This is a genomic window from Histidinibacterium aquaticum (genome assembly GCF_008710275.1).
GTDB classification, from domain to species: domain Bacteria; phylum Pseudomonadota; class Alphaproteobacteria; order Rhodobacterales; family Rhodobacteraceae; genus Oceanicola; species Oceanicola aquaticus.
Map to the genome: position 1 here is coordinate 490,750 of NZ_VYQE01000002.1, position 26,433 is coordinate 517,182.

At 68.1% G+C, this 26,433-nt stretch carries 25 protein-coding genes and 1 tRNA gene; 13 read left to right on the forward strand and 13 right to left on the reverse strand.

Going from position 1 to position 26,433, the window contains the following annotated elements; all coding sequences use genetic code 11:
* Positions 1 to 357 precede the first annotated feature (357 nt).
* From F3S47_RS07835 to F3S47_RS07855, 5 genes are all read left to right on the forward strand, one after another.
* Positions 358 to 2,175 carry an extracellular solute-binding protein gene (locus F3S47_RS07835; RefSeq protein WP_150444689.1) on the forward strand — a complete coding sequence of 606 codons (1,818 nt, stop codon included), beginning with the start codon at positions 358 to 360 and terminating at the stop codon, positions 2,173 to 2,175.
* 118 nt (positions 2,176 to 2,293) lie between these two features.
* Positions 2,294 to 3,478, forward strand: a complete 1,185-nt coding sequence (locus F3S47_RS07840) for an MFS transporter (protein ID WP_150444690.1) — start codon at positions 2,294 to 2,296, stop codon at positions 3,476 to 3,478.
* 67 nt (positions 3,479 to 3,545) lie between these two features.
* Positions 3,546 to 3,776 (forward strand): hypothetical protein, encoded by a 231-nt coding sequence (locus F3S47_RS07845; protein ID WP_150444691.1) that lies wholly within the window; start codon positions 3,546 to 3,548, stop codon positions 3,774 to 3,776.
* Positions 3,777 to 3,855: 79 nt separating this feature from the next.
* Positions 3,856 to 4,203, forward strand: coding sequence for a CsbD family protein (locus F3S47_RS07850; RefSeq protein WP_150444692.1), 348 nt, complete (start codon positions 3,856 to 3,858; stop codon positions 4,201 to 4,203).
* 22 nt (positions 4,204 to 4,225) lie between these two features.
* Positions 4,226 to 4,468 (forward strand): hypothetical protein, encoded by a 243-nt coding sequence (locus F3S47_RS07855; protein ID WP_150444693.1) that lies wholly within the window; start codon positions 4,226 to 4,228, stop codon positions 4,466 to 4,468.
* A 12-nt stretch (positions 4,469 to 4,480) separates the two neighbouring features.
* Here F3S47_RS07855 and F3S47_RS07860 read toward each other — a convergent pair whose 3' ends face one another.
* A complete protein-coding gene (locus tag F3S47_RS07860) occupies positions 4,481 to 5,104 on the reverse strand; it encodes a helix-turn-helix domain-containing protein (RefSeq protein WP_150444694.1) in 624 nt (207 codons plus the stop codon).
* Between the two features lie 86 nt (positions 5,105 to 5,190).
* Here F3S47_RS07860 and F3S47_RS07865 point away from each other — a divergent pair, with 86 nt between their 5' ends.
* Positions 5,191 to 5,856, forward strand: a complete 666-nt coding sequence (locus F3S47_RS07865) for a DsbA family oxidoreductase (protein ID WP_150444695.1) — start codon at positions 5,191 to 5,193, stop codon at positions 5,854 to 5,856.
* Here the strand turns inward: F3S47_RS07865 and F3S47_RS07870 are convergent.
* The 6 genes from F3S47_RS07870 to dusB all read right to left on the reverse strand — a co-directional run bounded on the left by F3S47_RS07870 (position 5,853) and on the right by dusB (position 13,894).
* On the reverse strand, positions 5,853 to 6,689 hold the full coding sequence (locus F3S47_RS07870; RefSeq protein ID WP_150444696.1) for an alpha/beta fold hydrolase: 837 nt from the start codon (positions 6,687 to 6,689) through the stop codon (positions 5,853 to 5,855). The genes F3S47_RS07865 and F3S47_RS07870 overlap by 4 nt on opposite strands.
* Positions 6,690 to 8,087, reverse strand: coding sequence for a nitrogen assimilation response regulator NtrX (gene ntrX, locus F3S47_RS07875; RefSeq protein ID WP_150444697.1), 1,398 nt, complete (start codon positions 8,085 to 8,087; stop codon positions 6,690 to 6,692). It lies immediately after the preceding gene.
* Positions 8,088 to 8,095: 8 nt separating this feature from the next.
* Positions 8,096 to 10,363, reverse strand: coding sequence for a sensor histidine kinase NtrY-like (locus tag F3S47_RS07880; RefSeq protein ID WP_150445038.1), 2,268 nt, complete (start codon positions 10,361 to 10,363; stop codon positions 8,096 to 8,098).
* 78 nt (positions 10,364 to 10,441) lie between these two features.
* Positions 10,442 to 11,809 carry a response regulator gene (locus tag F3S47_RS07885; protein ID WP_150444698.1) on the reverse strand — a complete coding sequence of 456 codons (1,368 nt, stop codon included), beginning with the start codon at positions 11,807 to 11,809 and terminating at the stop codon, positions 10,442 to 10,444.
* 1 nt (position 11,810) lies between these two features.
* A complete protein-coding gene (locus F3S47_RS07890) occupies positions 11,811 to 12,893 on the reverse strand; it encodes a two-component system sensor histidine kinase NtrB (RefSeq protein WP_150444699.1) in 1,083 nt (360 codons plus the stop codon).
* Positions 12,890 to 13,894, reverse strand: a complete 1,005-nt coding sequence (gene dusB / locus F3S47_RS07895; protein ID WP_150444700.1) for a tRNA dihydrouridine synthase DusB — start codon at positions 13,892 to 13,894, stop codon at positions 12,890 to 12,892. The genes F3S47_RS07890 and dusB overlap by 4 nt, the downstream gene beginning before the upstream one ends.
* 170 nt (positions 13,895 to 14,064) lie before the next feature.
* Between dusB and F3S47_RS07900 the strand changes: the two genes are divergently transcribed.
* The 5 genes from F3S47_RS07900 to F3S47_RS07920 all read left to right on the forward strand — a co-directional run bounded on the left by F3S47_RS07900 (position 14,065) and on the right by F3S47_RS07920 (position 19,226).
* A complete protein-coding gene (locus tag F3S47_RS07900; RefSeq protein ID WP_150444701.1) occupies positions 14,065 to 15,183 on the forward strand; it encodes a bifunctional 2-C-methyl-D-erythritol 4-phosphate cytidylyltransferase/2-C-methyl-D-erythritol 2,4-cyclodiphosphate synthase in 1,119 nt (372 codons plus the stop codon).
* Positions 15,180 to 15,671, forward strand: a complete 492-nt coding sequence (locus F3S47_RS07905) for a phosphatidylglycerophosphatase A family protein (protein ID WP_150444702.1) — start codon at positions 15,180 to 15,182, stop codon at positions 15,669 to 15,671. The genes F3S47_RS07900 and F3S47_RS07905 overlap by 4 nt, the downstream gene beginning before the upstream one ends.
* On the forward strand, positions 15,668 to 16,129 hold the full coding sequence (locus F3S47_RS07910; protein WP_223877757.1) for a CinA family protein: 462 nt from the start codon (positions 15,668 to 15,670) through the stop codon (positions 16,127 to 16,129). Before F3S47_RS07905 ends, F3S47_RS07910 begins: the two co-directional genes overlap by 4 nt.
* A gap of 93 nt (positions 16,130 to 16,222) precedes the next feature.
* Positions 16,223 to 18,625 (forward strand): GcvT family protein, encoded by a 2,403-nt coding sequence (locus tag F3S47_RS07915; protein ID WP_150444703.1) that lies wholly within the window; start codon positions 16,223 to 16,225, stop codon positions 18,623 to 18,625.
* Positions 18,626 to 18,629: 4 nt separating this feature from the next.
* Positions 18,630 to 19,226 carry a nucleotidyltransferase family protein gene (locus F3S47_RS07920; protein WP_150444704.1) on the forward strand — a complete coding sequence of 199 codons (597 nt, stop codon included), beginning with the start codon at positions 18,630 to 18,632 and terminating at the stop codon, positions 19,224 to 19,226.
* On the opposite strand, the gene F3S47_RS07925 is transcribed toward F3S47_RS07920, so the two are convergent.
* From F3S47_RS07925 to F3S47_RS07940, 4 genes are all read right to left on the reverse strand, one after another.
* Positions 19,213 to 19,755, reverse strand: a complete 543-nt coding sequence (locus F3S47_RS07925) for a Hint domain-containing protein (RefSeq protein ID WP_191090114.1) — start codon at positions 19,753 to 19,755, stop codon at positions 19,213 to 19,215. The two genes, F3S47_RS07920 and F3S47_RS07925, sit on opposite strands and share 14 nt — an antisense overlap.
* 310 nt (positions 19,756 to 20,065) lie before the next feature.
* On the reverse strand, positions 20,066 to 22,738 hold the full coding sequence (locus F3S47_RS07930) for a Hint domain-containing protein (protein ID WP_150444706.1): 2,673 nt from the start codon (positions 22,736 to 22,738) through the stop codon (positions 20,066 to 20,068).
* Positions 22,739 to 23,344: 606 nt separating this feature from the next.
* The gene (locus tag F3S47_RS07935; protein WP_150444707.1) at positions 23,345 to 23,746 is read right to left on the reverse strand and encodes a GFA family protein; all 402 of its coding nucleotides are present in this window, start codon (positions 23,744 to 23,746) and stop codon (positions 23,345 to 23,347) included.
* Positions 23,747 to 23,761: 15 nt separating this feature from the next.
* Positions 23,762 to 23,847, reverse strand: a tRNA-Leu gene (locus F3S47_RS07940).
* Between the two features lie 107 nt (positions 23,848 to 23,954).
* Here F3S47_RS07940 and F3S47_RS07945 point away from each other — a divergent pair.
* Together F3S47_RS07945 and F3S47_RS07950 are read left to right on the forward strand one after the other, a co-directional pair.
* Entirely contained in the window at positions 23,955 to 24,533 is a 579-nt protein-coding gene (locus tag F3S47_RS07945; protein ID WP_150444708.1) for a YqaA family protein, read from the forward strand.
* Positions 24,530 to 25,006: a disulfide bond formation protein B gene (locus F3S47_RS07950; RefSeq protein WP_150444709.1), complete on the forward strand. Its 477-nt coding sequence runs from the start codon at positions 24,530 to 24,532 to the stop codon at positions 25,004 to 25,006. The genes F3S47_RS07945 and F3S47_RS07950 overlap by 4 nt, the downstream gene beginning before the upstream one ends.
* Here the strand turns inward: F3S47_RS07950 and phoB are convergent.
* Together phoB and phoU are read right to left on the reverse strand one after the other, a co-directional pair.
* A complete protein-coding gene (gene phoB / locus F3S47_RS07955) occupies positions 24,991 to 25,683 on the reverse strand; it encodes a phosphate regulon transcriptional regulator PhoB (RefSeq protein WP_150444710.1) in 693 nt (230 codons plus the stop codon). The genes F3S47_RS07950 and phoB overlap by 16 nt on opposite strands.
* 12 nt (positions 25,684 to 25,695) lie before the next feature.
* Entirely contained in the window at positions 25,696 to 26,430 is a 735-nt protein-coding gene (phoU, locus tag F3S47_RS07960) for a phosphate signaling complex protein PhoU (RefSeq protein WP_396279826.1), read from the reverse strand.
* Positions 26,431 to 26,433 lie beyond the last annotated feature (3 nt).

A 26,433-nucleotide genomic window follows, 5' to 3' on the forward strand; every position in this document is an offset into this window, starting at 1 on the left:
CCGCCTGCATAATGCTGCGCGTGCGAAGCAGATCAACCTCACGTCGGCGTTTCAGGATATGATCGCTCAGGACCGCCTGTCCCCGCCGCCACCTCGGGAGCGATTCCCCGGGGAGTCCGGCTCTGGGGAACCTGTCCGATCCCGGCCCCGCACCCGCCGCATCGGCCCAAAAAAAACGCCCGCACAAGGCGGGCGTTGAGTTATTGAGGCAGGTTTCATACAGGCAAGAAACCTATCGAGCAGTGCCCCCCTTATAAGCAATCCGTCGCCCGCCGCCAACCTAAAAGTTTGATAACGCTGGCGCTCCCCTTTACCGTTTCCTCAACTGACAACGAGCAGCAGGGGATTGTCGCCGATATGGAACCTAAGTTTTTGCGCGGTCTGCGCGCGAGCCTTGGTGCGCTGGCACTCGGTCTGGCCGCCCAGGCCGTCGGCGCCGAGCCGCAGCATGGCATAGCTATGTACGGGGAGCCCGAGCTCCCACCCGATTTTGTGGCTCTCCCCTACGCGAACCCCGATGCGCCCACGGGCGGACGCATCGTCGAGGCCAATGTCGGCAGCTTCGATTCGCTCAATCCCTACATCCGCAAGGGCAATGTCCCCTGGCAGATCAGATTCCACGTCGGTGAGACATTGATGGGCCGTTCGCTCGACGAGCCCTTCACCCTCTACGGCCTGCTGGCCGAATCCGTCGAGACCGGCCCGAATCGTGAGTGGGTGGAATTCACCCTCCGGCCCGAGGCCGAATTCTCTGACGGCTCCCCGGTGACCGTCGAGGACGTGATCTGGTCCTTCGAGACCCTCGGTTCCGAGGGTCACCCCCGCTACGCAGGGTTCTGGTCCTCCGTGGAGTCGATCGAGCAGACCGGCGAGCGCAAAGTCCGCATCACCTTCAACACCGACAACCGTGAGCTCGCGCTGCTGGCGGGCATGCGCCCGATCCTCAAGAAGGAGCAGTTCGAGGGCATCGACTTCGCCGAGGAGGGCGACAGCATCGTCCCCATCGCCTCCTCGCCCTACGTGATCGGCGACTACGAGCTGGGCCGCTACGTCGTCCTGGAGCGCAATCCCGACTACTGGGGATGGGACGTCGTCCCGTTCCGGAACGGCACCTACAATCTCGACGAATACCGGCTGGAGTTCTTCGGCGACGAGACCGCGGCCTTCGAGGCCTTCAAGGCGGGCATCGTCACCACCCAGCGCGAGTTCAACGCGGGCCGCTGGCAGGACCGCTACGATTTCCCCGCCATCGACGAAGGCGAGATCGTGAAGTCCGAGATCCCGCACGAGCGGCCGACGGGCATGACGGGCTTCGTCATGAACACCCGCCGCGCGCCCTTCGACGACATCCGGGTTCGCGAAGCGCTCATGCATGCCTTCAACTTCGAGGCCATCAACGACGCGCTCTCCGGCGGAACGCAGCCGAGGATCCAGTCCTACTTCTCCAACTCGCCGCTCGGCATGGAGGTGGGCGAGCCCGCCGAGGGCCGCGTCCGCGAGATGCTGGAACAGTACGACGACCTTCCGGAAGGCGCGCTCGAGGGCTACTCGCTCCCCGAGAGCGACGGCACGCTCCGGAACCGCGGCAATATCCGCGAGGCGATGAACCTCCTGCAGGAAGCGGGCTGGACCGTTCAGGACGGCGTGCTCAAGAACGAAGAGGGCGAGCCCTTCGAGTTCGAGATCCTGCTGGAACAGGGCGTCACCGAGCAGACCCAGTTCACCGATCCCTACCTTGAAAGCCTCGAGCGGCTGGGGATTTTCCCGACCGTCTCCTCGGCCGACAGCGCCCAGTACAAGGAGCGGACGGACAACTACAATTTCGACATGACCTGGTTCCGCCGCGCTCTCTCGCTCTCGCCGGGGACCGAGCAGTACCTCTACTGGGGCTCCGAGGCGGCGGACACTGTCGGCGGCCGCAACCTCATGGGCGTGAAGTCCGAGGCAGTCGATGGCCTCATCGACACGCTGCTCACCGCCGAAGAGACCGAGGATTTCTACGCGGCCGCGAAGGCGCTCGACCGGGTGCTGACCGCCGGCCGCTACGTGATCCCGACCTACGCCTGGAACGTCAGTTGGCTCGCCCACGACGCGAACCTGCACTACCCCGAGGAGATTCCGATCTTCGGCGACTGGACGAACTGGCAGCCCGACGTCTGGTGGTACGAGGAGTGACCTCGCACCTCGTCGACTGAGCGAACGCCCGCCGAGACCCGGCGGGCGTTTTCGCATCCGGCTTCCGCTCAGGAACCTCCGTCCCGCGCGTTTCATTGCGGGCCAACGGAGGCTGACCATGAACGACTTCCACAGCCTGTCCGCCGCGGGCTTCGCCGCAACGGCTATCAGCTACGGCCCCGGCCGCATGGGCTTCGGGTTGTTCGTGCCCGAACTGCGGACCGCGTTCGACATGTCGACCTCGGCGGTCGGCTATATCTCGAGCCTCGGCTTCCTCGGCTTCTTCCTCGCCCTGCTGATCGCGCAGCCCCTGCTGACCCGGCGTGGCCCCGAGTTTCCCGTGATCTCCGGCCTCCTGTCCGCGACCGTGGGGATGGCGACCGTGGCCGCCGCGCCGAACCTGGCCGTCCTCGCCGTGGGCGTCTTCTTCACCGCGTCCAGCGCGGGCTTCGCCTGGACGCCCTTCAATGACGCCGTGCACCGCAAGATCCGGGAGGTCGACCGGCCCCTGGCGCTCTCCGAGATCAGCACCGGCACGAGCCTCGGTATCTTCGGTGCCGGTTTCGCCGCCTTGGCAATGGTTTACGCGGGCCTGTCGTGGCGGATGTGCTGGGCCTTCTTCGCGACGGCGGCAGCCCTGGCGCTCTTCGCCAACTGGTTCGCACTGCGCCATGTCGAGAAGGACGACCGCGAGATGCCCCCGGGCGCCTGGCGCGAAATGCTGCGGGTGGCGGCGCTGCCTCTCTTCGTCATCGCCTTCGTCTACGGGACGGTTTCCGCCATCTACATCTCTTTCGCCGGCGATCATTTCGTGGACTCGGGCGGTCTGCCCGGGATCCCGGTCCAGGCGACTCCTGCCGTGGTCTTCATGGTCTACGGGGCCTGCGGGCTCGCCGGCCTCCTCACGGGCCGTCTGAAGCGCGCGATCGGCCTGGCCTGGCTGCTGCGCCTGCTGATGCTGTCCGCGGCGGTTTCAGTGTCCCTCGTTGTCCTGTTTCCCGGCAGCTGGGCGGGACTGGGGGTTTCGGCGGGCCTGCAGGGCGTTCACGTCATGATGACCAGCGCGGTCCTTGCCTTCTGGTCGGAGAAGCTTTTCCCGGGCTTCCCCTCGCTCAGCTTCACCTCGGCGCTTCTGGCGACCGCGGCGGGCAGCGTTCTTGGACCGAGCCTCGCGGGCCTCGCTTCGGACGTCTTCGGCGACTGGACCATGTTCCTGGGGACCGCCGCCCTGCCCGCTCTGACCGCGCTTGCCGTCCGGAGCCGCTTCGCCGGGGAGGAGCCCGTCCGGCCCGAGGCGGCGTGAGCCATTAATCCTCCCTCAATGACTTCGTGCTCCCATCGGTCGCAGGCGAAGGCAAAGGAGAGACCGCATGATCCGGACCGACCCCGCCACGTTCTGGCCCGCCCTTCTCGACCGTCTGGCGACCGAATTCCGGCAGCTGGACCGCACCGCCCTCGCGCGCTGGCGGGGGGATCGCGCCCGCCTCGTCACCTATCTGGCCGAGACGCATGACCTCACGCGGACCGAAGCGGCGGAATGCCTAGACTGGTGGTGGGACCGCCAGGAGCGAGCGCTTCGCCGCGCACGGCGCGCCATCTGACCGGCCCGCTGGAACCCGCGGCGAGCGCATCGGTTTCCTCCCTTCAGGATCAAGGGAAACCGACAGGAGAGAACTCGCCATGAACTGGAGCGACGTCGAAACCAACTGGGAAGCGCATGTGCCCCAAATCCTCACGCGTTGGCCCGAGCTGGAAGAGGACGACGTCCTCGCGACAGAGGGCGACCGCACCGAGTTCGGCGCTCTTCTCTCCCGCCAGCTTGGCCTCAGCCCCTCCGTCGCCGACAGCGAGATCGCCGACTGGCTGATGGGGCTGGAGCCCGCAGATGCCGTCATGGACCCCTCCCGGGACAGTGAGCGGATCAGGGACGCCGCCGCCCATATCCCGGAAGGGGAAGACGTCTATGCCGAGGATGGCGATTTCGGGGACGAAGGCGTCTCCGACCGCCCCATCGGCCGCGACACCTGAGCGCCCATGTAAGGAGCACCGCATGACCTGGGACCAGATCGCCCGACAGCCCGACCCCGCGCTCCCGCAGCTCCGCCGACGGTTTCCCCGGATCGACCGCGACATGATCGTCGAGGTCGGCGCAGACAAGGAGGCCGCAATCGACAAGATCGCCGAGCGTCACGACCTCACCAAGCGCGAGGCCGATCGCGAGCTCGACGATCTGCTCTTCGCCATGCGCCTGCGCCGCGTCGCGCACGAGAGCCGCAAGGCGATGGCCGACTAGCTATCGGGCCTTTCAGCTCTGCGAAGTCACCCAGAGGATCGTCGCGTCCTCTGCGCTGATCGACACGACGTTGTGGCCCATGGTGGCGTCATAATAGGCGCTGTCACCACGCTTCATGTCCACCGGCTCGTAGAATTCGGTGAACAGGCGGACCTGTCCGGTCAGGACGTAGAGAAACTCCTCGCCGTCGTGCCGCACCCAGCCGTCGAATTCCTCGAACCGGCGCGCGCGAATGCGGGCGCGGTAGGGGAGCATCTTCTTCTGCCGCAGAGTCTCCGCCAGGAGATCGTGTTCATAGGTCGTCGTCGCATGCGCCGCGGCCTCGTGCGCCCGCGTGACCGCCATCCGCCCGTTGACCCGCGTATCCGCTGGCGGAGTGAAGAGTTGGGGAATGGAGATGTCGAGCCCCGTCGCCAGCTTCTTGAGCGCGTCGTAGGTCGGCGACATCTGGCCGTTCTCGATCTTGGACAGCGTCGACCGGGCAAGCCCCGCCTGGCGCGCCGCCTGCTCCAGCGTCCAGCCGCGCTCTTTGCGCAGCTCGCGCACCCGCAGCCCGAGGTCGAGCGGCTCGGCACTCTCTTCCGTGCCCTCGGCTCGGGCGACGCGTATGGTGGATCTGGGATCGGTCTCGCTCATGGCGCTGGCTTAGGCCTGCCGCGCGAGCCTTGCAATGGCGGCCCGCGCCGCGTAGCCCCGACCCCGGACGAACGGAGGCCCCGCCCATGGTCAAGCTCGACATCCTCTCGGACCCGATCTGCCCCTGGTGCTACATCGGCAAGACGCAGCTCGACCGGGCGCTGGAGTCGGCGGGCAACCCCTTCCAGATCGAGTGGCACCCCTTCCAGCTGAACCCGGACATGCCGCCCGAAGGGATGGAGCGCGCCGTCTACCTCGAGGCCAAGTTCGGCGACCCCACGGGCGCCCAGGCCTACGAGCAGATCGCGGAACACGCCAAGATGGCGGGGCTCGAGATCGACTTCGCCGCCCTGCCCCGCGTGCCGAACACGATCGACGCGCATCGCCTGATCCACTGGGCCGGCATCGAGCAGCGCCAGAGCCTCGTGGTTCAGCGGCTCTTCGAGGCCTACTTCCGCGATCACCGCGACATCGGCGAGCATGACGTTCTCGCCGACATCGCGGACGGCGCTGAGATGGACGCGGGCGTCGTGATGCGGCTGCTCGCCTCCGACGCCGACGTCGAGGACATCCGCAAGCGCGATGCCCATAGCCGCGAGATGGGCGTGACCGGCGTACCAACCTTCATCGTCGGCCAGCGTCACGCGGTCCCCGGCGCCCAGCCGCCGGAGCTCTGGGCCAAGGTCATCTCGGAGATCGAAGCGGGCGCGGATTTCGGCGAAGAGGACGATCCCTCCGCCACGCGGCACTAGTCCGTCAGGAACGCCCGCAGCTTCGACAGGAATATTTCCGGGCGCTCGCGCATCGGCCAGTGCCCGACGGGCATCTCGTAGAGCTCGATTTGCGGCGCGAGCCGCGCGGCCCGCCGGGCATGACGGATCGGCACGATGCGGTCGCTCGTCCCGTGGATCAGAAGCGTCGGTCGCTCCATCTGCGGCAACCTGTCGAGCATCGCGCTCCGGAAAGCCGTCGGCGCCGCTTCGGCCATCAGGAACCGCCTGAAGCTCTGCCGCCTCAGCTGCCGCCGCGCCTCCTCCCTGAGGCCAGCGAGGACCTCGGGCGTGATCTGCTTTGGATCGGCGTAGACCCAACGCAATGCCGCCCGTGCGGCCAGCTCCCACCGGGCGGCGGTGGCGGAGACGAGCCGCGAGCTGCCGAACCGCGCCAGCACCCAGAGTGCCGGCTGACCGATGTAGCGCGGCGCGAGACCGTAGGCCCCCACCGGCACCAGCCGGTCCACGCGCTCGGGATGATCGAGCCCGAGCCGCAGCGCGATGCCGCCCCCCATGGAGTTGCCGACCACATGGGCGCGGGCCACACCCAGCTCGTCCATCAGCGCGAGCGCCCAGTCGGTGAGCTGCCCCAGGTCGTGGGGTCCGGCGAAGCCGCCCGAGCTGCCGTAACCCGGCAGGTCCGGCGCATAGCAGCGAAACGTGGGCTGCAAGGCCCGCATCGTCTCGCTCCAGGCGAGCGCGGCCCGGTCCAGCCCACCGCCGTGCAGCAACAGCACCGGCGGGGCCTCCACGGGCCCCGCGATCAGGCAGTGGGTCTCGATCCCCGCGGCTGTCAGCCGCCGGGTCTGCACCTAGCCTTCCACATGCGCGACGCGGGCGCCGGCCTTCGTGGAGGTGACGACCCCGAGGCTCTTGAGCTTGCGGTGCAGCGCCGAGCGCTCCATCCCGACAAAGGCCGCGGTCCGGGAGATGTTGCCGCCGAAGCGATTGATCTGGGTGAGCAGGTACTCCCGCTCGAAGAGCTCTCGCGCTTCGCGCAGCGGCAGCGTCGCCAGTCCGCCGGAGAGCACGACGCGGTCCTCGTCGGTCGCTGTGCGTTCGTCGGTCGAGGGCAGATCGCGGGCCGTGATCTCGCCGTTGCCTTCGCCCAGGATCAGCACCCGCTCGATCACGTTGCGCAGCTGGCGCACGTTGCCGGGCCAGGTCATCGTCTGCAGTAGCGCCCGCGCGTCCTCGGCGAGCGGACGCAGGGGGAGACCCTGGGTGCGGTTGAACATCTCGATGAAGTGCTCCGCGAGCAGCGGAATGTCCTCGCGCCGGTCCTCCAACGAGGGCACCGAGATCGGCACCACGTTCAGCCGGTGGAAGAGCTCCTGCCGGAAGCGACCCTCCTGAATTTCGCGCTGCAAGTCCTTGTTGGTGCTGGAAATCACGCGGATATCGACCTCGACCTTCTCGTGGCCGTTGACCCGCTGGAAGCGCTGTTCGACCAGCACCCGCAGGATCTTGGACTGGGTGCCGAGGGGCATATCCGCCACCTCGTCGAAGTAGATCACCCCGCCGTTCGCCTCTTCCAGCAGGCCGCGCTCGACACCCCGCTCGGGGCTTTCGCGGCCGAAGAGGACCTCCTCCATCCGCTCCGGCTCGACCGAGGCGGAGTTCACGCAGACGAAGGGCGCCTGCCCGCGGCTGGACTTGGCGTGGATGTAGCGGGCAGCGACCTCCTTGCCGGCGCCCGCCGGCCCGGTGAGCATGACACGGCCGTTGGACCGGGTGACCTTGTCGAGCTGCGACTTGAGCGAGCGGAACGAACCGCTCTCGCCCAGCAACTCGGTCGCGCCCTGTTCGCCTCGCTTCAGCTCGAAGTTCTCGCGGCGCAGGCGGGAGGTCTCCATCGCGCGTCGAATGACGACCAGCAACTGGTCGATATTGAAGGGCTTTTCGATGAAGTCGTAGGCCCCGAGCTTGATCGCTGCGACGGCCGTCTCGATGTTGCCGTGCCCCGAGATGATGACCACGGGGATGTCGGGATGCTCGCGCTTGACGCTCTTTAGGATCTCGATCCCGTCCATCCCGCTGTCCTTCAGCCAGATGTCCAGGATCATCAGCGCTGGCGGCGCCTTTCCGAGCTCGGCCATGCACTGCTCGGACGTCCCCGCGAGCCGCGTCGTGTAGCCCTCGTCGTGCAGGATCTCCGAGATCAGTTCCCGGATGTCCCGCTCGTCGTCGGTGATCAGAATGTCGCTCATCCTCTACCTCATACCGCTTCTTTTTCTGGAGTGGGGGCCGCGATCTGCGCGACCGGCAGTGTGACGATGGCCAGCGCGCCGCGGTGGCCCGTGTCGTCGAGGGGTTCGGCGTCCGAAAGCGTCAGGGTGCCGCCGTGCTCCTCGATGATCTTCTTGACGATGGGCAGGCCGAGGCCGGTACCCTTCTCGCGCGTGGTGACGTAGGGCTCGAAGAGCCGGGCCCGGTCCTCGGGCAGGCCGATGCCGTTGTCGGCGATCTCGATACGCGCCTCGTTGTCGGCCCAGGTCATCGAGACGCGGATCCGCGGCTCGACCTCGGCGCCGGTTTCTCGCCGCGTCTCAATGGCTTCGCCTGCGTTCTTGATGAGATTCGTGAGCGCCTGCGAGATCATCGTGGCGTCGAGCTGTCCGATTACCGCCTCGTCGGGCAGCTCGCTTTCGAAGCGCACCTCCGGCTGGCCCGCCTCCTGAAGCGAGATCGCGTCGCGCACGAGGCCCGTCAGGTCGTGGCGGACGCGCTCCGGTTCGGGCATCCGCGCGAACTTTGAGAACTCGTCGACGATCCGCCGCAGGTCGTTGGTCTGCCGCACGATGACCGCCGTCATGCTGTCCAGCGCCTCGGCCTCCTCCTCGGAGACCAGCTTGCCGAACTTGCGCTTGATGCGTTCGGCCGAGAGCTGGATCGGCGTAAGCGGATTCTTGATCTCGTGCGCGATCCGCCGCGCCACGTCGCCCCAGGCCGCCATCCGCTGCGCGCTCACGAGGTCGGTCACGTCGTCGAAGGCCACGACGTAGCCCTCGATTTTTCCAGTCTCGCCGCGCCTGGGCGACATGCGCACCAGCAGGCTCTCCTGCTTGCCGGTCCGCACGAGGTTCACCTGGTCCTGGACCACGCTGCGCTTCTCGCGCTTGAGCCGCCGGAAGAGCTCGCCGAACTCCGGCACGGCGACCGCGAGATCGGTGTCCTCCGTCGTCTCGTCCACGTCGAGCAGCCGTTTGGCGGAGCGGTTCACGAAGCTCACCTGCCCCCGCGCGTTCAGGCCGACGACACCGGACGTGATCGAGGTGAGCACGGAGTCGAAGAGCCTCCGCCGCCGCTCGACCTGGCGGGTCCGCTCCAGCAGCTCTTCACGCTGCGCCTTAAGTTCGGCGGTCATCCTGTTGAAATGGCGGCCCAAGAGGGCAATCTCGTCGTCGCCCTCCTCTTCGCGCACCCGCACGTCGAGGTCGCCGGTCCCGACCCGTTGCGACGCGGTCACGAGCCGCCCCACGGGCCGCGCCAGCCGCTCGGCGAACCAGAGCCCCAGCCAGATGGCGGCGAGGATCAGGATGACGGCGAAGCCCAGGTAGATCAGGCCGAACTCGAAGAGCACCCTGCCCCGGTCCCGCTCCAGCTGCTCGTAGAGCGCCACCGTCTCCTGCGTCTCGTCCAGCAGGGACAGGATCGAGCCGTCGACCTCGCGGCTGACATAGAGGAAATGATCGACGAAGGCGTCGAGCGGGATCAGCGCGCGGAACTCGTTGCTGTCCCAGTCCTCGATGATCGCGATGCCTTCGCTGAGCGCCTCCTCGATCACCGCCGGATCGGGCTGCTCATAGTCGAAGAGATAGGACCGCGCGCCCCGCGCCACGATCTCGGCCTCGCTGTCGATGACGAAGGCCTCGGACAACCCGCGCTCGATCTGGGCCTGGACGCGGCCCAAGGCCTGCCGGATCTCGCCGGGAGACATGAAGAAGGTCTGCTCGCGCTCCTGGTTGAGGTACTGCGCCAGCGCCTGCCCGTCGCGCGCCAGCTCCTGCCGGTGCTCTTCCTCGTAGGCCTGCGCGGCAGAGAGCGAGGAGCCCACCACGTTGCGCACCCGGTCAGAGAACCAGCCCTCGAGGCCGATGTTGAGTGTCACCACCGCGAAGACGGCGACGAGCACGGTCGGGATCAGCGCCAGCAGCGCGAAGACGCCCGTCAGGCGCAGGTGGAGCCGTGAGCCGGCGGACTTCGCCCGCCGCGCCGCGACCATGGCAAAGACCCGCTGCGCGACCAGCGCCGCGACGACCAGAACGTAGACGAGGTCCGCCGTCAGGACGAGCCGCAGGGCCAGGGAGTTCGCCCCCTGCTCCAAGGGACCGAAGGCGGAGAGGGTCAGACCTGCGAGGACGGGGCCCAGGATCACGAGGCCCAGCGTGGAAGCAGTGCGCACCTGCGCCCTGCGCCGCCACCGGCTCAGCCGGCCCAGCTTCAGATCCAGAGGGGACCGCCGCACGTGCTCGCCCTGTCCTATGGCCACGACTGTGACCCATCCGCCATTTCCCGTGATCTTGTCGCGACATGTCGCGATCGCCACGGTTCTGTGGCGGTTTTACATCAACTTACGGCGCCGTGTCACGCGGATATCGAGGTCGGTGATCTTTTTCCTCAAGGTATTGCGGTTGATGCCCAGGAGATCGGCACATTTGGCCTGATTACCCCCCGTCGCATCGAGCGCGATCTCGATCAGGGGCAGCTCCACCTCCTTGAGAATGCGCTGGTAAAGCCCGGGCGGCGGCAGCACGCCGCCATGCAGGTCGAAATAGCGCCGGAGGTGCTTCGCGACCGAGGCCGAGAGCTTTTCTCCCTCGCCGCCACCCCTCAGAGGCTCCATGGCGGGCTGGTTGCCCAGGACATGCTCGACCTCGCTGCGGGTGATCTCGTCTTCCGTCGCGGTGAAGACCAGCCGCCGGATGGCGTTCTCCAGCTGCCGCACGTTGCCCGGCCAGGAGTAGGCGCGCACCAGCTCCAGCGCCTGCGCGTTCAACCGCTTGAGCGAGGCGCCGTCGCGTTCCGCCCGCAGGAGGAAGTGTTCGGCCAGAAGCGGGATGTCGTCGACCCGCTCCCGCAGGGAGGGCACGGTCAGCGTCACGCCGCCGAGGCGGTAGTAGAGATCCTCGCGGAATTCGCCGGCCTCCATGCGGCTCATCAGGTCGACCTGGCTTGTCGACATGATGCGCGGCCCGCTGTCGCCCAGCGTGTCCAGCATGCGGACGATCCGGGCCTGCGCCTCGTCGGGGAAATCTCCAACCTCGTCAAAGACAAGCGAGCCGCCCTTCGCGCGGGAGACGAGCGCCGAGGGCCCGTCGGCCCCTTCCAGGTCGGCCGCGTTCGCCACCACGAAGGGCAGTGTCCGCCGGTCGGAGAAGTCGTGGATCGCGCGGGCGATGAGCGATTTGCCCGTCCCGCTCTCGCCGGTGATGAGAACCGGCAGCTGGGTGTTCATCACCCGAGCCACCAGCCGGTAGAGCGCCTGCATCGCGGGCGTCCGGCCGACCAGCGGCAGTTCGCCGTCCTGCTCCGCGACGCCCTCTGGGCGCGGCGGCGGCGCGCGACGCTTGACCTCCAGCGCCCGGCCCGCGCGTTTCATCAGGTCCGGCAGGTCGAAGGGCTTGGGCAGGTAGTCGTAGGCCTCTGCCTCCGCCGCCTGGATCGCCGTCATGATGGTGTTCTGCGCCGAGATCACGATGACCGGCAGCCCGGGCCGCTTCTCCGAGATCATCGGCAGCTGCTCCAGCCCGTTCCCGTCCGGCATGATGACGTCCGAGATCACCAGGTCGCCCTTGCCCTCGTCGACCCAGCGCATGAGCGTCACGAGCGACGAGGTCGCGTGCACCTTGCAGCCCGCCCGGGTGAGCGCCTGGGTCAGAACGGTGCGGATGGTGCGGTCGTCGTCTGCGACGAGAACTGTGCCGTCCATATCAATCCTCTTCGGTCACGGGGGCGTCCTTGGGAACGCGCGGAAGGCTCAGCCGGAAGACGGTCCGGCCGGGCACCGAGTCGACGGAAATCCAGCCGCCGTTGTCGGCGATGATCTTGGAGACGAGCGCGAGGCCGAGCCCGGTCCCGTTCTCCCGGCCGGAGACGAAGGGCTCGAAGATCTCTCCCGCGATCTCGGGCGGCAGGCCCGGCCCGTCGTCGATGATCTCGACCTGCAATGGCAACCGCACCGGGAAGCCGTCCTTGCTCTTCACCCGAAGGGAGGGCTCGTAGAAGGTCCGCAGCTTTATCGTGCCGCCCTCCTGCCCCGCCTCGCTCGCGTTCTTCAGCAGGTTGAGGAAGACCTGCAGGAGCTGGTCGGCATCCGCCCAGGTCTGTGGCAGCGAGGGATCGTAGTCGTCCACGAAGGTCATGTGCGCGCCGAAGCCCACCGAGGCCGACTGCCGCGCGCGATCCAGCAGGTCGTGGATATTGACCGCCCGCGTCTCCGGCGGCCGCAGGTTGCCGAACTGCTCGACCTGCTCCAGCAGCTGGACGATCCTCCGGCTCTCCTCGACGATGAGGTCGGTAAGCTCGAGGTCCCCGCTCTCGAGGTTCATCGACAGCAGCTGCGCCGCCCCGGTGATCCCCGCCAGCGGGTTCTTGATCTCGTGCGCCAGCATCTCCGCCATGCCGATGGCCGAGCGGGCGGCCTTTCCGGAGGCCGCGTTGAGCGTGACCCGGCTCGCCAGCTCGCGCGGCGAGATCATCATCAGCGTGTAGCCCGCGGCCCCCTCCAGCGGCGCGAACTGGATGTTGCATTGCACCGGAGGCCGCTCGCCCGATCCCACGTCCACGTCGTTGACGAAGAGCGAGGTCCGGTTGTGGCGCGCGCGGGTGAAGGGATCCTCGATCGCGGCGTCGATCATCACCTTGTCCCAGACGGGCGCGCCCTTCAGCGCCCGCTCCGAGAGGTTCAGAAAGCTCTCCGCCGCCGGGTTGCTGTCGGCGATGGTGTCGTCGTCGGCCAGCAGCAGCGCCGGAACGGGCAGCGAATTCCAGAGGGCGGGATCGACGATGCTCATGCCGCCTCCCTCGCGCGGCCGAGTGCATCGGGCAGGCGCCGCAGCACCTCGGCGGGATCGCCCGCCGTCAGGACGGCCTTGCGCAGAGCCCCCGGCGTGTCCGCCTCGTCCATGTACCAGCCGAGGTGCTTGCGCGCGACGCGGCCACCCAACTCCTTGCTGTAGAACGCGAGCATCGCCTCGTAATGCCCTGAAACCATGTCGAGAAAGGCATCCCCCTCGGGCACCCGCGGCGCCGGTGCGCCATAGAGGGCATGCGCCACCTCGGCCACGATCCAGGGCCGCCCCTGCGCCCCGCGCCCGATCATCACGCCCTCCGCGCCCGAGAGCTCCAGCGCCCGCCGGGCCTCGGCCGGGCCGGTGATGTCGCCGTTCGCCACCAGCGGGATCGAGATCGCCTCGCGCACCCGCCAGATCGCCGCCCAGTCGGCGCGGCCCTTGTAGAACTGGCAGCGCGTCCGTCCGTGGATTGTCACCATCCGCACGCCCGCCGCCTCGGCCCGTGCCGCGACATCGGGGGCATTCAGCAGGTCGTCGTCCCAGCCGAGCCGCGTCTTCAGCGTCACCGGGACCGAGACCGCGCCCACCACCGCCTCTATCAGCCGCAGCGCGTGGTCCGGCTCGCGGAGCAGCGCAGAGCCGGAGGCGCCGTTCGTCACCTTCTTCGCCGGGCAGCCCATGTTGATGTCGATGATCGCGGCGCCCTGCGCCTCGGCCAGCCGCGCGGCCTCGGCCATCCAGTAGGCCTCGCGCCCGGCGAGTTGCACCGCCGTCCGCGCGTCGCCGAAGCCGAGCTCGGCCTTCGCGCGGATTCCCATGTGCCCCTGCACCATCTCCTGGCTCGCCACCATCTCGGAGACGACCCAGCCCGCGCCGAAGCCGGCGACCAGCCGGCGGAACGGCAAATCGGTAATCCCCGCGAGCGGCGCGAGGGCCACCGGCGGCGTCAGGCTCAGATTTCCGAGGTCGATCCCGGCAGTATTTGCGGCTTTCGTGCTCATGTGCCGTTTTCTTGTGCGTTACCCCCGGACACCTAACGGCCCCTGTGACGTTTCACAACGGCTTGCCGTCCGCACCGGGCGTCATGCCGTCTCTCGCTTAATAATTAGGCAAAATCGGCCGGAGCGGCGCGGGAATTGCCTATCCTCCGGGCCGGCCCTAAGAGGGGCCCATGCGAACTGCCGCCCTCATCGTCGCCGCCGGACGCGGCCTGCGCGCCGGAGGCGGTCTGCCCAAGCAGTGGCGTCCGCTGGGCGACCGGCGCGTCATCGACCATGCCATCGAAGGCTTCCGCGCCTCCGGGATCGACCGGATCCTCGCCGTGGTCAGCCCCGGAGAGACCGCCGAGCTCGACATCGAGACCACCGAGGGTGGCGAGACACGGCAGGACAGCGTCCGCAACGGGCTGGAAGCGCTGGCCCTGGATGCGCCGGACCGCGTTCTGATCCACGACGCCGCCCGCCCCTTCGTCACGCCGAATCTCGTCGGTCGCGTTCTCGCCGCCCTGGACGACGCACCGGGCGCCGCCCCGGCCCTGCCGGTGAGCGATGCGCTCTGGATCGGCTCCGACATGCGCGTCGCGGGCACCCAGGACCGCGAGAACCTCTGGCGCGCCCAGACGCCGCAGGCCTTCCGCTTCGCCGATATCCTCGCGGCCCACCGAGCCGCGGCGCCCGGGCACGCCGACGACGTCTCGGTCGCGCGCGGCGCGGGGCTCGAGGTGGCGATCGTCGGCGGCGATGCCGATCTCTTAAAGATCACCGCGCCCGGCGACTTCGCGCGCGCCGAGCGCCTTCTGAAAGGCCGTACCATGGATGTCCGCACCGGAACCGGCTTCGACGTGCACCGCTTCGGACCCGGAGATCACGTCGTCCTCTGCGGGGTCGCCCTGCCCCACGAGCGCGGGCTCGACGGGCACTCGGACGCCGACGTCGGAATGCACGCGCTGACGGACGCGATCTACGGTGCGCTCGCCGAGGGCGACATCGGCCGCCACTTCCCGCCGTCCGATCCCCAGTGGAAAGGCGCCGCGAGCCACATTTTTCTCGAGCACGCCTGCAACCGCGTCTCCGCCCGGGGGTTCCGGTTCGGCAACGCCGACGTGACGCTCATCTGCGAGCGCCCTAAGATCGGCCCCCACGCCGCCGGGATGATCGAGACCTTGGCAGACATCATGCATATCGATCCGGAGCGCGTCAGCGTGAAGGCCACCACCTCCGAGAGGCTGGGCTTCACGGGACGCGAGGAAGGCATCGCCGCCATGGCGAGCGTGACGCTGGTGAGCACATGAGCCGGCTCGTCGCGACCTTCTTCTACGTGGGCCTCCTGCGTCCCGGCCCCGGCACCTGGGGATCGCTCGCCGCGCTGCCCGTCGCGCTGGTCCTGCACTGGACCGGCGGCCCGCTTCTGCTGATCGCCGCCACGGGCGCCGCCTTCGCCGCGGGCCTCTGGGCCACCCCGCGCGAGACGGCGAACGGCCCCGAAAAGGATCCCGGCCATATCGTCATCGACGAGGTGGCGGGACAGTGGGTCGCGCTTCTGCCCGTCTCCCTTGGCGCCTGGCAGGTCGGCGCGGAGGTCACGGCACTCTGGCCCGGCTGGATCGCGGCCTTCGCCCTGTTCCGCCTCTTCGACATCTGGAAGCCCGGCCCCGTCGGGCGCGCCGACGCCATGGGCGGCGCCTGGGGCGTGATGACCGACGATATCGTGGCCGGCGTCTTCGCGGCGATCGGCGTGGTGATCCTCGCCGCCCTCGCGCATCTCCCGGTGATCCTGTGAGCGCGCTGCTCGAACGCGCCGAGGCGGCGGGCGTGATGATCGTCACCGCCGAGAGCTGCACCGGCGGCCTGATCGCGGGCCGCATCACCGACATCGTCGGCGCTTCTGCCATATTCGACCGGGGCTTCGTCACCTATTCCAACGCGGCGAAGGTGCAGATGCTCGGCGTCCGCCCCCAGACGCTGGAGCGCTGCGGCGCGGTGTCCGAGGAGATCGCGGCGGAAATGGCCGAGGGCGCGCTGGCCCGGTCCGAGGCGCAGATCGCCGTCTCGGTCACCGGGATCGCGGGCCCCGGCGGCTCCGAGTCCAAGCCCGAGGGGCGCGTCTGCTTCGGTATCGCCCGGTCCATCGGCACCCAGACCGAGACCGTGGATTTCGGCGCGCTCGGCCGCGACCGCGTGCGGGCCGAGACGGTCGACCACGCCATCGGGCTGCTGATCGCCGCCATTCCCGCCTGACCGTCGCCCGCGGGGCCCGGAAATGTCGCTCGCGGCCATTCCGCGTCGCGTGAAGGCGTCCTAGGCTCGCCCCCAACGGGACGGGAGTAGGCCATGAAATCCACCACGCGGGTCGCGGTCATCGGGGGCGGCGTCGTCGGCTGCTCGGTGCTCTATCACCTGACCAAGCTCGGCTGGTCCGACGTCATGCTGCTCGAGCGGTCGGAGCTGACCTCCGGCTCCACCTGGCATGCGGCAGGCGGGTTTCACACGCTGAACGGCGACACCAACATGGCGGCGCTGCAGGGCTACACGATCCGCCTCTACCGAGAGTTGGAGGAGCTCACGGGCATGTCCTGCGGGCTGCACCACGTCGGAGGCCTGACCCTCGCCGACAACCGCGACCGGCTCGACATGCTCAAGGCCGAGCGCGCGAAGCACCGGTACATGGGACTCGAGACCGAGCTGCTGGGGCCCGAGGAGGTCCTGAAGATGGCCCCCATCGTGAACCCCGAGGGCATCCTCGGCGCTCTCTACGACCCCCTCGACGGCCACCTCGACCCCTCCGGGACGACCCATGCCTACGCCAAGGCCGCCCGCATGGGCGGAGCCGAAATTCATTTGCATACCAAGGTCTTGGGTATGCGTCCAAATTTGGACGGCTGGGAGGTGGAGACCGACAAGGGGACCATCCAGGCCGAGCACGTCGTCAACGCCGCCGGCCTCTGGGCGCGAGAGGTCGCAGCCATGGCCGGCGTCTACGCGCCGCTTCATCCGATGGAGCACCAGTACCTCGTCACCGAACCGATCCCCGAGATCTACGAGCGAGGGGAGGAACATCCCCACGTCCTCGACCCCGGCGGCGAGAGCTATCTCCGGCAAGAGGGCCGCGGCCTCTGCATCGGCTTCTACGAGCAGAAGGCCCGCCCCTGGGCCATCGACGGCACCCCCTGGGACTTCGGCCACGAGCTGCTGCCCGACGACTACGACAAGATCGAGGACTCCATTGCCTTTGCCTACAACCGCTTCCCGGTGCTGGAGCGGGCGGGCATCAAGTCCGTGATCCACGGCCCCTTCACCTTCGCCCCCGACGGCAACCCGCTGGTCGGCCCGGTCCCCGGCATGCCCGGTTTCTGGTCTGCCTGCGGCGTCATGGCGGGCTTTTCCCAGGGCGGCGGCGTCGGGCTGGTGCTGGCCCAGTGGATGATCGAGGGCGAGCCCGAGCGCGACGTTTCCGGCCTCGACGTCGCCCGCTTCGGCCCCTGGATCAACGCGGGCTACACGCGGCCCAAGGTGGTCGAGAACTACCAGCGCCGCTTCTCGGTCTCCTATCCCAACGAGGAACTCCCCGCCGCCCGACCCCATCGGACGACGCCGATGTACGACATCTTCAGCGATCTCGGTGCGGTCTGGGGGCACCAGTTCGGGCTGGAAGTGCCGAACTACTTTGCCCGGGGCGACGAGCCCCGGCACGAGACCCCATCCTTCCGCCGCTCCAACGCCTGGAACGCCGTCCGCCGCGAGGTCCGCGCGGTCCGCGAAGGCGCCGGCATCAACGAAGTGCACAACTTCGGCAAGTTCCGGGCCACGGGACCCGGCGCGAGGGCCTGGCTCGACCGGATCATGGCCGGGCGCATCCCCGGTCCGGGGCGTATCACCCTCTCGCCGATGCTCGCCCCCTCGGGGCGGCTCCTCGGTGATTTCACCATTTCCTGCCTCGACGAGGAAACCTTCCACCTGACAGCCTCTTACGGCGCGCAGACCGTGCATCAGCGCTGGTTCGAGCGCCACTCCGCGCCCGATTGCCTTGTGAATAACGTCTCCGACGCCCTCACCGGATTCCAGATCGCGGGACCAGAGGCGCGCAACATCCTGTCCCGGGCGACGCGGGAGGCCACGGATCTGCGCTTTCTCGATCTGCGTCGGATGACGCTGGGTCAGACGTCCTGCCTCGTGCAGCGGATCAGCTACACCGGCGACCTGGGGTACGAGATCTACTGCGATCCGATGGATCAGCGCAGCCTGTGGACAACTCTGTGGGAAGCCGGACAACCGTCCGGAATGACACCCTTCGGCATGCGCGCGATGATGTCCCTGCGGCTCGACCGGTTCTTCGGCGCCTGGCTGCGCGAGTTCCGACCGGACTACACGCCGGCCGAGACCGGCCTCGACCGCTTCATCGCATGGTCCAAGAACGTCGATTTCATCGGACGCGCCGCGGCGGAGGCCGAGCGCGCCGCTCCCCCGCCCCGCAGCCTCGCGGCCTTCCTCGTCGAGGCGGAGGATGCCGACGTGGTGGGGGACGAGCCGATCTACATCGACGGCGAAATCGCCGGTGTCTGCACCTCGGGCGGCTACTCCCACTGGGCCGACCGCTCCGTCGCACTGGGCTTCGTGCCGCGCGAGCGGGCCTTGGCAGGGCTGGAGGTCGAGATCGAGATCCTCGGCGAGCGTCGCGGGGCCCGCCTCGTCACCGAGCCGCTCTTCGACCCCGAGGGCGACCGGCTGCGTGGGTGACCGCATGGCGCTGATCCTGATCCCGGCCGCCGGAGCCTCGTCCCGCATGCGCGGCGAGGACAAGCTCCTGCGCGAGATCGACGGCGAGCCGCTGCTGCGGCGACAGGTCCGGGCGGCACTGGCGACGGGGCACCCTGCCCTCGTCACCCTTCCGACGGACCGCCCGGCCCGGTGCGAGGCGCTCCGCGACTGGGGGCCCGATCTATCGTCGGAGATATTGCCCGACGCGAATGACGGCCTGTCACGATCCCTGAAGGCCGGAGCGGCGGAAGCGGGCCGCCGCGGTCTCGACCTGCTCGTGCTCCTGCCCGACATGCCAGATATCGAGACCGAAGACATCGCGACCCTGCTCGCGGCCAAGGAACCGGGCGATATCGTCTGCCGCGCGACGGCCGAGGACGGAACGCCGGGGCACCCGGTTCTCTTCGACCGGAGCCTGCTTCCGGACTTCGCCGACCTGAGCGGCGACCGTGGCGCGGCTTCGATCCTGAAACGGCATCCGCCAAAGCTCGTACCGCTGGCGGGAAATCGCGCCTGCCGGGACCTCGACACGCCCGAAGACTGGGCCGACTACATGGGAGAGAGGGCTAGACCTCGCTGACGCGCTCCGGCACCGCGCGAAGGGCCGGGAAAAGCACGAAGAGGCCATCTTCCTCCGCTGCCGGGCGGGCGCAGGTGAGGCTTTCGCTCCACGCGCCGTTAGTCAGCAGGATCACGGGGGCCGAGAGAACGATGTCGTAGACCGCGGCGGGAGCAGCCGCCTCGACCCCCTCGATCATCGTCAGGCAGCGTGCCTCGACAAAGACCTCGTCCGCGCCGAAGAATTCCCGCGCGATCTCACCGAAGACCAGCACGGCGTGATCCGGCGCGACCGTCAGGTCGCTTTCGGGAAGGCCCGCACCGAGGCATCCCGTGCGGAGCGTCACGGCGCCCTCGGTCCCGATGGCCCGCGCCACGCCGATCACCGTCTGGAGCCCGAGATCCCGGGTGAGCACCCGGGCGCCCGGTTCGAGCTCCTCGACCAGGATTTCGCCGCGAAGCGTCGCCACGCGCGTCCCCTCGGCCAGCCGCAGCCGCCCCTCTGCCGGAGCGCCCCGGTTGGTCGAAAAATCCTTTATGATCGCGGTCATAGCGGCGTCCTCGGTGGTCTTCACGAGGCGATGCCCCGTGCCTTGGATATGCCGCATTTCCGCCCAACTTGCCAAGCGCAGCCGCATTCCGGCCACAAAGCGGCTCCAGTGCGCGGCTTTTCCGTCGATTGTCCCGCCTCTGGCACAACTTCCCCAAGGGCAATTTTACGCTTCTGCGAGTCGATTGAGCCCGCCGGAAAACCGCGCGCTGCCAGGAGGTTAGCCGCTCCCGCAGTCCTCCCCTCCCCTCGACAGGAAAAAAGGGGCCGCAAAGCGGCCCCTGTCACTCGTCCGACGCACCGGCGCGCGGCTATTCGGCCAGCAGGCGCGCCTCGTGCTTCTTCAGCACCTTGCGAGCCGCGGTGTAGCCCTCGAGCCCGCGCGCCTCGCGCAGCTCGGGGAACAGCGCGAAGATTTCGGCCCGCTGGTCGGTGTCGATCCCCTTCAGGCTCCAATCGCCGGGCTGGAAGCTCTCGGTCCAGGCGCCGTTCGACAGCACCACTTCGTGCCGGTCGAACATGAAGTGGATGTAGGTCGTCGACAGCGTGTCGAGGCGATGGATCCCCGGCTTGCCGACGAGGTGCTTGGCAGAGGCCAGGACCTCGGTCTCGTCGAAGTAGAGCTGCGTGCGGTCGCTCGCGACGAGCACCCGGTGGTTGGGGCTCACCAGCATGTCGCGCTCCGGCAGCCCATGCCCGAGCGATCCGGCGGTGATCAGCACCGGCTTGAGATGGGCGTCGCGCACGAAGTCCGTGCCGCTCATCGTCTTGTGACCGAGCCAGCGGATCTCCTGGATGCCGTTGTCGCGGGTGATGACGCGGTCGCCGACCTTGAGGTCCTCGACCAGCACCTCGCCGCGCGGGGTGGCGATCGCGGTACCTGGCGTGAAGCAGGGGATCACCTTCTCGATCTCCTCGAAGGTCATCGTCGTGCCGTCGAGGAAGTAGACCCGGCCGCTCTCCTCGCCGCCCGACCCGATCCCGTCGGTCGCGTCGTCGCGGTCGATGTAGTCGACGCCGGATCCGGTCAGGTCGAGCACGTCCCAGTCGTCGCTCTCGCCGTCGCCGTCGAGGTCCGGATCCTCGCCGCCGACCACCTTGTCGTCGGTCTGGCCGCCCAGGAAGAGGTCATTGTCGAGTCCGCCGTAGAGCTCGTCGGCCCCGCGGCCGTTGACGAAGGTGTCCTCGCCCTTGCCGCCGTAGACGGTGTCCTCGTCGTCGCCGTCGACGAGGCGGTCGTTGCCGTCGCCACCGTACATCGTGTCGTTGCCGGTGCCGCCCTTGACCACGTCGTCGCCGTCGCCGCCGTAGACGGTGTCGTTGCCGAACTCGCCCGAGACGGTGTCGTTGCCCTCGTCGCCGTGGGCCTCGTCGTCGCCGTAGCCGGTGTAGACCTCGTCGTCTCCCGCGCCGCCGTAGTAGGTGTCGTGGTCGGCGTTGTCGCGCTGCGAGCCGCGAACGTCGTCCATCTCGTCGTTGCCGTCGCCGCCGTAGGCGATGTCGTTGCCGGCCCCGCCGATGATCCGGTCGTCGCCCGCGCCGCCGTACATCTCGTCGTCGCCGTCACCGCCGTCGATGTAGTCGTTGCCGGCGCCGTCGTGGGCGGGCGTCTCGGTCACCGCGTCGAAGTAGACGTCGGAGATCCAGATGCTGGAGTTGTTGTAGCCCTCGCTGTGCTCCACGACGATCTTCGAGACGGGACCCTCGATGGTGACGAGCGAGGAGAACTTCTCGGAGTCGGTGTCATCGTAGGTGCCGACCCAGCCGGTCTTGACGGTGTTGCTGCCCTCGAACTCGAGCCCTTCGCCCTTGGTCAGGGTCACGGCGACTTCGTTGTTCTGAGTGTCGTAGGCCTTGATCGTGACCTTGCCGGAGCCGTCGATGTCGTTGATCCGGAAGTCGACGTTATGGACCTCCTTGTCGAAGCCGAACTGGTACTTGGCACGGCCGTAGTCGGCGTAGCTCAGGTCGGACCGGAAGCCGCTATCCGCGTCGATCTGCTCCGAGCCGTCGTCGATCCCCTCGACGTACTGGGTCTCGTCCGAGAACTCGTGGCTGGCGCCGTGCGACGCCCAGACCTTGTCGAAGGTGACGCAGACGCTGCCGGTGTCCTGGCTGACGTGGGTCACACGGTCGCCGTCGTCGATGTCGCCCTTGCCGTCGCTGTCGGTCAGCTTGTCCCACTCGAAGCTTTCGCGGGTCTTCTCCGTGCCCGGCAGATCCTTGTCGCCGTAGATCACGTCGTCGCCGTCGTTGCCCTTGAGCGTGTCGTTGCCCATGCCGCCGTAGATCGTGTCGTCGGCGGCGCCGGCGATCACCGTGTCGTCGCCCTTGCCGGCAACGACGAGGTCCGCGTCACCGCCGTTGGGCAGCGCGTCGTCGTTGTCGATGCGGTCGCACTCGGGGTCGCCGTCGTAGGCGGCGTCGATCAGGTCGTCGCCGTCGGTGCCCTCGACCGTTCCGTCATAGGTGCAATCGTCCGCCGGCTCGGGCACCGAGTAGCTGACGTTGTCGAGTGCGCCGGAGCCGTGGAACTGGACTTCCATCTTCGCCACGCCGTCGAACTCCGAGAGGTCCACGTCGCACTGGCCGTTGTTGGAGGTCTGCACCCACTTCGTGCCGATCAGGGCGTCGTCGGCGTCGTAGAGCTTGATCTTCGCGCCTTCCTCGACATCCAGCAGCGTGATCGAGGTCATGTCGACCGGCTCTTCGAAGTCGAAGCCGATGACCCCGCCGTGTGCCTCGTCGTCGGGGTCGCATTCGTCGCCGTCCTCGGAGACGATGAGCACCTTGCCGAGGTTGTCGGTCTTGAGGTCCCAGTCGCCGCCGGTGGGCCGGGCGCTGTCGAAGATCATCGCCGGGCTGTGCGCGTCGTTCTCCTTGCCGTCGACGAGGGAATAGATGCGGACGCCCTGGGCGGCGTACTGATCCTCGATCACGTCACCCCTGGAGAACTCCTCGAAAGTCAGTTTCACGTCCGTCATCTTCAACTCCGTTATCCCTTCGCGCGACCGCACCGGCCCGCTCGCCAGAAAAGGCGGCGCCCCGAAAAGGGACACCTCTCCCTGCCCCGTCCAAAGCCCATCGGACGGGATCGGCCGCTCGCACGGCGCGCCGGGTTCGAGAAACCCGCAGACATCTATGGTTCCGGCGGATCGTCGGACGACGCGCCGAGGTCACCCCCAGTGACCAAGCCCCCCAGCCGGGCAAAGACGTGATACGGCGTTACCCGGCGCCGACAAAGAACAAAGTTGTCGGGAATGCGGCGTCCCGCGCCGCTTTCGGCCCGCCTTTCGCCCCATTTCGGCCCCCTTTCTCCCGACGGATCGTGGACAATTCTGTCGGAAGGGACGCCCTCACGGGGGTGTTATTAGCGGATAAGGATGCAATCGCGGCGATTTCGCCGGGTCTTCTTCCGTGACTGTTTCCAAATCGGGGACGCGGCAGGGTCCGCGAACATGACCTGACGGCAACTAAATCGGAGGAGCTACTCTGCCCAGGTCGTCATCGCTGGAGAACCAATCTTGGTCACGCCGTGCGATTGACCCAATCTTGACAAATTTCCCGTCGAATCAGCCGTTCTGCCGCCCTCAGCCCAGCCGTTCGAGGTTGTCTCCGGTCAGCGAGACCCAGGCGCACCGGCGCATCGGATCGTAGACCGATACGGTAGGCTCAGGGAAATCCGGATCGGCGAAACCGCCCACAGGGACTGCGACGAAGCCCGGCGCATCGGAATTCTCGTAGTGAACGGTCGAGCCGCAGTCCGGGCAGAAGTGGAAGCGCAGCCGGCTGCCCTCGTCCCCGACCCGCTCGAAAACCTTCGACCGGCCCTCGATACGCACCCGGCCCTCGGGATAGCGCGCGTTCCAACTGAAGGCGCTCCCGGTGCGCCGCTTGCATTCCAGGCAATGGCAGACGGAGACCCGGACCGGCTCCCCTTCGCAGAGGATCTGCAATTGCCCGCAGGAGCAACTCGCGCATCGCGTGATCATGGGCGCTCTCTCCTCTGGTACCGGTGGTCGGACTCGAACCGACACGATGTTGCCATCGGGGGATTTTGAATCCCCTGCGTCTACCATTCCGCCACACCGGCCCACGCTCCGGTTACCGCCAGCCCCGCGATGCGTCAACGCCGCCATTGACCCCGGCGGACGCGAGTGGCCTAAGAGGCCGCAAAGACACCGGGCAGTGCGCAGCTTCATGATCCGACGCCTCTACGACTGGACGATCGCCCTGGCCGATACGCGCCACGCGATGTGGGCCCTGGCCATCGTCGCCTTCCTGGAAAGCTCGATCTTTCCGATCCCGCCGGACGTACTCATGATCCCGATGATCCTGGCGCGGCCCTCGCGCGCCTTCGTCATCGCCGGGCTCGCGACGGTCGCCTCGGTGACCGGGGGCCTGGCCGGATACTGGATCGGCTTTGCGCTGGAGGATGCCGTCGCCCGGCCGATTCTCGAGTTCTACGGCAAGGGCGTGGAGTTCGACGCCTTCGGCGAGCGGTTCGCGGCCTACGGGCCCTGGGCAGTCCTCGTCGCGGGGATCACGCCCTTCCCCTTCAAGGTCATCACCATCGCCTCGGGCATCTTCGCCCTCAACATCTGGGTCTTCACGCTCTCCGCCCTGGTGGCCCGGGCCCTGCGCTTCTTCATCGTGGCGGCGCTGCTCTGGAAGTTCGGCGCCCCTGTCCGCGACTTCATCGAGCGTCGGCTCGGCCTCGTCTTCACCCTCTTCTGCATCATTCTGATAGGCGGCTTCTTCGCCGTGACATGGCTATGACACGCATCCAGCTCATCCTACTCGCCGCCGGCGGCTCCCTCGCGCTCCTGGCCGGTGCCTTCCTCTTCCAGACGCTGGGCTACGCGCCCTGCAAGATGTGCCTGTGGCAGCGCTGGCCCCATGCGGTCGCGATCGCGGCGGGCGCGCTGGCGGTGGTGATCGCCCCCCGGGTCTTTGCCGTCATCGGCGGGCTGGCGGCCCTCACGACGGCCGGGATCGGCATCTACCATACCGGCGTCGAGCGCGGATGGTGGGAAGGGCCCTCGTCCTGCACCGGCGACGCGGGAGGGCTGAGCGGCATGGACAGCAGCGCCCTGCTTCCGGGCGCCGATGTCGACCCGGTGGTCCTCTGCGACGAGGTCGTGTGGGAGCTCTTCGGCCTGTCGATGGCGAGCTGGAACGCCTCGCTCTCGCTCGCCCTCGCGGTGATCTGGTTTATCGCCGCGACGACCCGCTCTCAGCCGAGCGCGTAACCCGCGCCGCGCACCGTCCGGACGGGGTCCGTGCCGCCGTGCTGGGTCAGGACCTTGCGCAGGCGGCCGATGTGGACATCCACGGTGCGGGTGTCGACGTAGATGTCGCGGCCCCAGACCCGGTCGAGCAGCTGCTCGCGCGACCACACGCGGCCGGGCTTCTCCATGAAGGTCGAGAGCAGCCGGAACTCGGTCGGGCCGAGCTTCAGCGGCTTGTCCGCCCGGCTGACGCGGTAAGTCTCGCTGTCGAGCCGGATGTCGTCGAACTCGAGCACCTGCCCCACGGTCGAGGGCCGGACGCGCCGGAGCTGGGTGCGGACCCGCGCCATCAGCTCGGAGACCGAGTAGGGCTTGACCACGTAGTCGTCGGCCCCGGTTTCGAGACCCCGCACCCGGTCCACTTCCTCGGACCGGGCCGAGAGCATGATGATCGGCACGTCCCGCGTCTCGGGCCGGGTCTTGAGCTGGCGGCAGACCTCGATGCCCGAGAGCGTCGGCAGCATCCAGTCGAGCACGATCACGTCCGGCGCATCCTCGTCGACCAGGACCAGGGCCTGTTCGCCGTCCTCCGCCTGCGAGGTGCGAAAGCCCTCCGCCTCTAGGTTGTAGCCCAGGACTTCTCTCTGGGCCGGTTCGTCGTCCACGATCAGGACGTGGGGCTGGGCGGAGGGGCTCATGGTCTCGGTCTCTTACTCGCCTTTGTCGTCGGAGGCCTCGGCCCGCATGTAGGGCGTCTCGTCGCCCTTGGGCCGGCTGTCGTCGGGCATCTTCGCCGTGACGAGGTAGATCACCTGTTCGGCCATGTTGGTCACCAGATCGCCCATACGCTCGATGTTCTTGGCGATGAAGTGCAGGTGCATGCAGCCCGTGATGTTGCGCGGATCCTCCATCATGAAGGTGAGGAACTCGCGGAAGATGGCGTTGTACATCTGGTCGACGTCGTGGTCGCGCTGCCGCACGTCCTCGGCCAGCTCCGCGTCGCGGCGCACGTAGGCGTCGAGCGTGTCCTTCAGCATCAGCTGGACCTCGCGCGCCATCCGCCGCAGGGCGCTGTCGGCACCGGGAAGCGGGCGCATCTCGACGAGGACGGAGGTCCGCTTGGCCATGTTCTTGGCGTAGTCGCCCACCCGCTCCAGGCTGCCGGAGAGCCGGAAGACCGTCAGCAGCACGCGCAGGTCCTGGCTGACCGGCCCGCGGATCGCGATGGTGCGGGCGCATTCCTCGTTGATCTGGACCTCGAGCTCGTCGACGGTCCGGTCGCCGGCGCGGACCTTCTCGGCCAGTTCCACGTCGCGCGTCTCCAGCGCACGGGCGCTGTCGAGGATCGCGGCCTCCACGAGGCCGCCCATCCGCATCACCAGTGCCTGGATCGCTTCGAGGTCACGGTCGTAGGCGGAAACGATATGCTCTTGATCGGAATACATGGG

Excerpts from the sequence above, each read along its gene's own strand:
- F3S47_RS07935 (WP_150444707.1), bottom strand. The coding sequence starts at position 23,746 with ATGATCACGCGATGCGCGAGTTGCTCCTGCGGGCAATTGCAGATCCTC.
- F3S47_RS07925 (WP_191090114.1), bottom strand. The coding sequence starts at position 19,755 with ATGACCGCGATCATAAAGGATTTTTCGACCAACCGGGGCGCTCCGGCA.
- F3S47_RS07890 (WP_150444699.1), bottom strand. The coding sequence starts at position 12,893 with ATGAGCATCGTCGATCCCGCCCTCTGGAATTCGCTGCCCGTTCCGGCG.
- F3S47_RS07840 (WP_150444690.1), top strand. The coding sequence starts at position 2,294 with ATGAACGACTTCCACAGCCTGTCCGCCGCGGGCTTCGCCGCAACGGCT.
- F3S47_RS07865 (WP_150444695.1), top strand. The coding sequence starts at position 5,191 with ATGGTCAAGCTCGACATCCTCTCGGACCCGATCTGCCCCTGGTGCTAC.
- F3S47_RS07835 (WP_150444689.1), top strand. The coding sequence starts at position 358 with ATGGAACCTAAGTTTTTGCGCGGTCTGCGCGCGAGCCTTGGTGCGCTG.
- F3S47_RS07855 (WP_150444693.1), top strand. The coding sequence starts at position 4,226 with ATGACCTGGGACCAGATCGCCCGACAGCCCGACCCCGCGCTCCCGCAG.
- F3S47_RS07945 (WP_150444708.1), top strand. The coding sequence starts at position 23,955 with ATGATCCGACGCCTCTACGACTGGACGATCGCCCTGGCCGATACGCGC.
- F3S47_RS07845 (WP_150444691.1), top strand. The coding sequence starts at position 3,546 with ATGATCCGGACCGACCCCGCCACGTTCTGGCCCGCCCTTCTCGACCGT.
- F3S47_RS07930 (WP_150444706.1), bottom strand. The coding sequence starts at position 22,738 with ATGACGGACGTGAAACTGACTTTCGAGGAGTTCTCCAGGGGTGACGTG.
- F3S47_RS07900 (WP_150444701.1), top strand. The coding sequence starts at position 14,065 with ATGCGAACTGCCGCCCTCATCGTCGCCGCCGGACGCGGCCTGCGCGCC.
- F3S47_RS07920 (WP_150444704.1), top strand. The coding sequence starts at position 18,630 with ATGGCGCTGATCCTGATCCCGGCCGCCGGAGCCTCGTCCCGCATGCGC.
- F3S47_RS07950 (WP_150444709.1), top strand. The coding sequence starts at position 24,530 with ATGACACGCATCCAGCTCATCCTACTCGCCGCCGGCGGCTCCCTCGCG.
- ntrX (WP_150444697.1), bottom strand. The coding sequence starts at position 8,087 with ATGAGCGACATTCTGATCACCGACGACGAGCGGGACATCCGGGAACTG.
- F3S47_RS07905 (WP_150444702.1), top strand. The coding sequence starts at position 15,180 with ATGAGCCGGCTCGTCGCGACCTTCTTCTACGTGGGCCTCCTGCGTCCC.
- F3S47_RS07850 (WP_150444692.1), top strand. The coding sequence starts at position 3,856 with ATGAACTGGAGCGACGTCGAAACCAACTGGGAAGCGCATGTGCCCCAA.
- F3S47_RS07860 (WP_150444694.1), bottom strand. The coding sequence starts at position 5,104 with ATGAGCGAGACCGATCCCAGATCCACCATACGCGTCGCCCGAGCCGAG.
- phoB (WP_150444710.1), bottom strand. The coding sequence starts at position 25,683 with ATGAGCCCCTCCGCCCAGCCCCACGTCCTGATCGTGGACGACGAACCG.
- phoU (WP_396279826.1), bottom strand. The coding sequence starts at position 26,430 with ATGTATTCCGATCAAGAGCATATCGTTTCCGCCTACGACCGTGACCTC.
- dusB (WP_150444700.1), bottom strand. The coding sequence starts at position 13,894 with ATGAGCACGAAAGCCGCAAATACTGCCGGGATCGACCTCGGAAATCTG.
- F3S47_RS07885 (WP_150444698.1), bottom strand. The coding sequence starts at position 11,809 with ATGGACGGCACAGTTCTCGTCGCAGACGACGACCGCACCATCCGCACC.
- F3S47_RS07915 (WP_150444703.1), top strand. The coding sequence starts at position 16,223 with ATGAAATCCACCACGCGGGTCGCGGTCATCGGGGGCGGCGTCGTCGGC.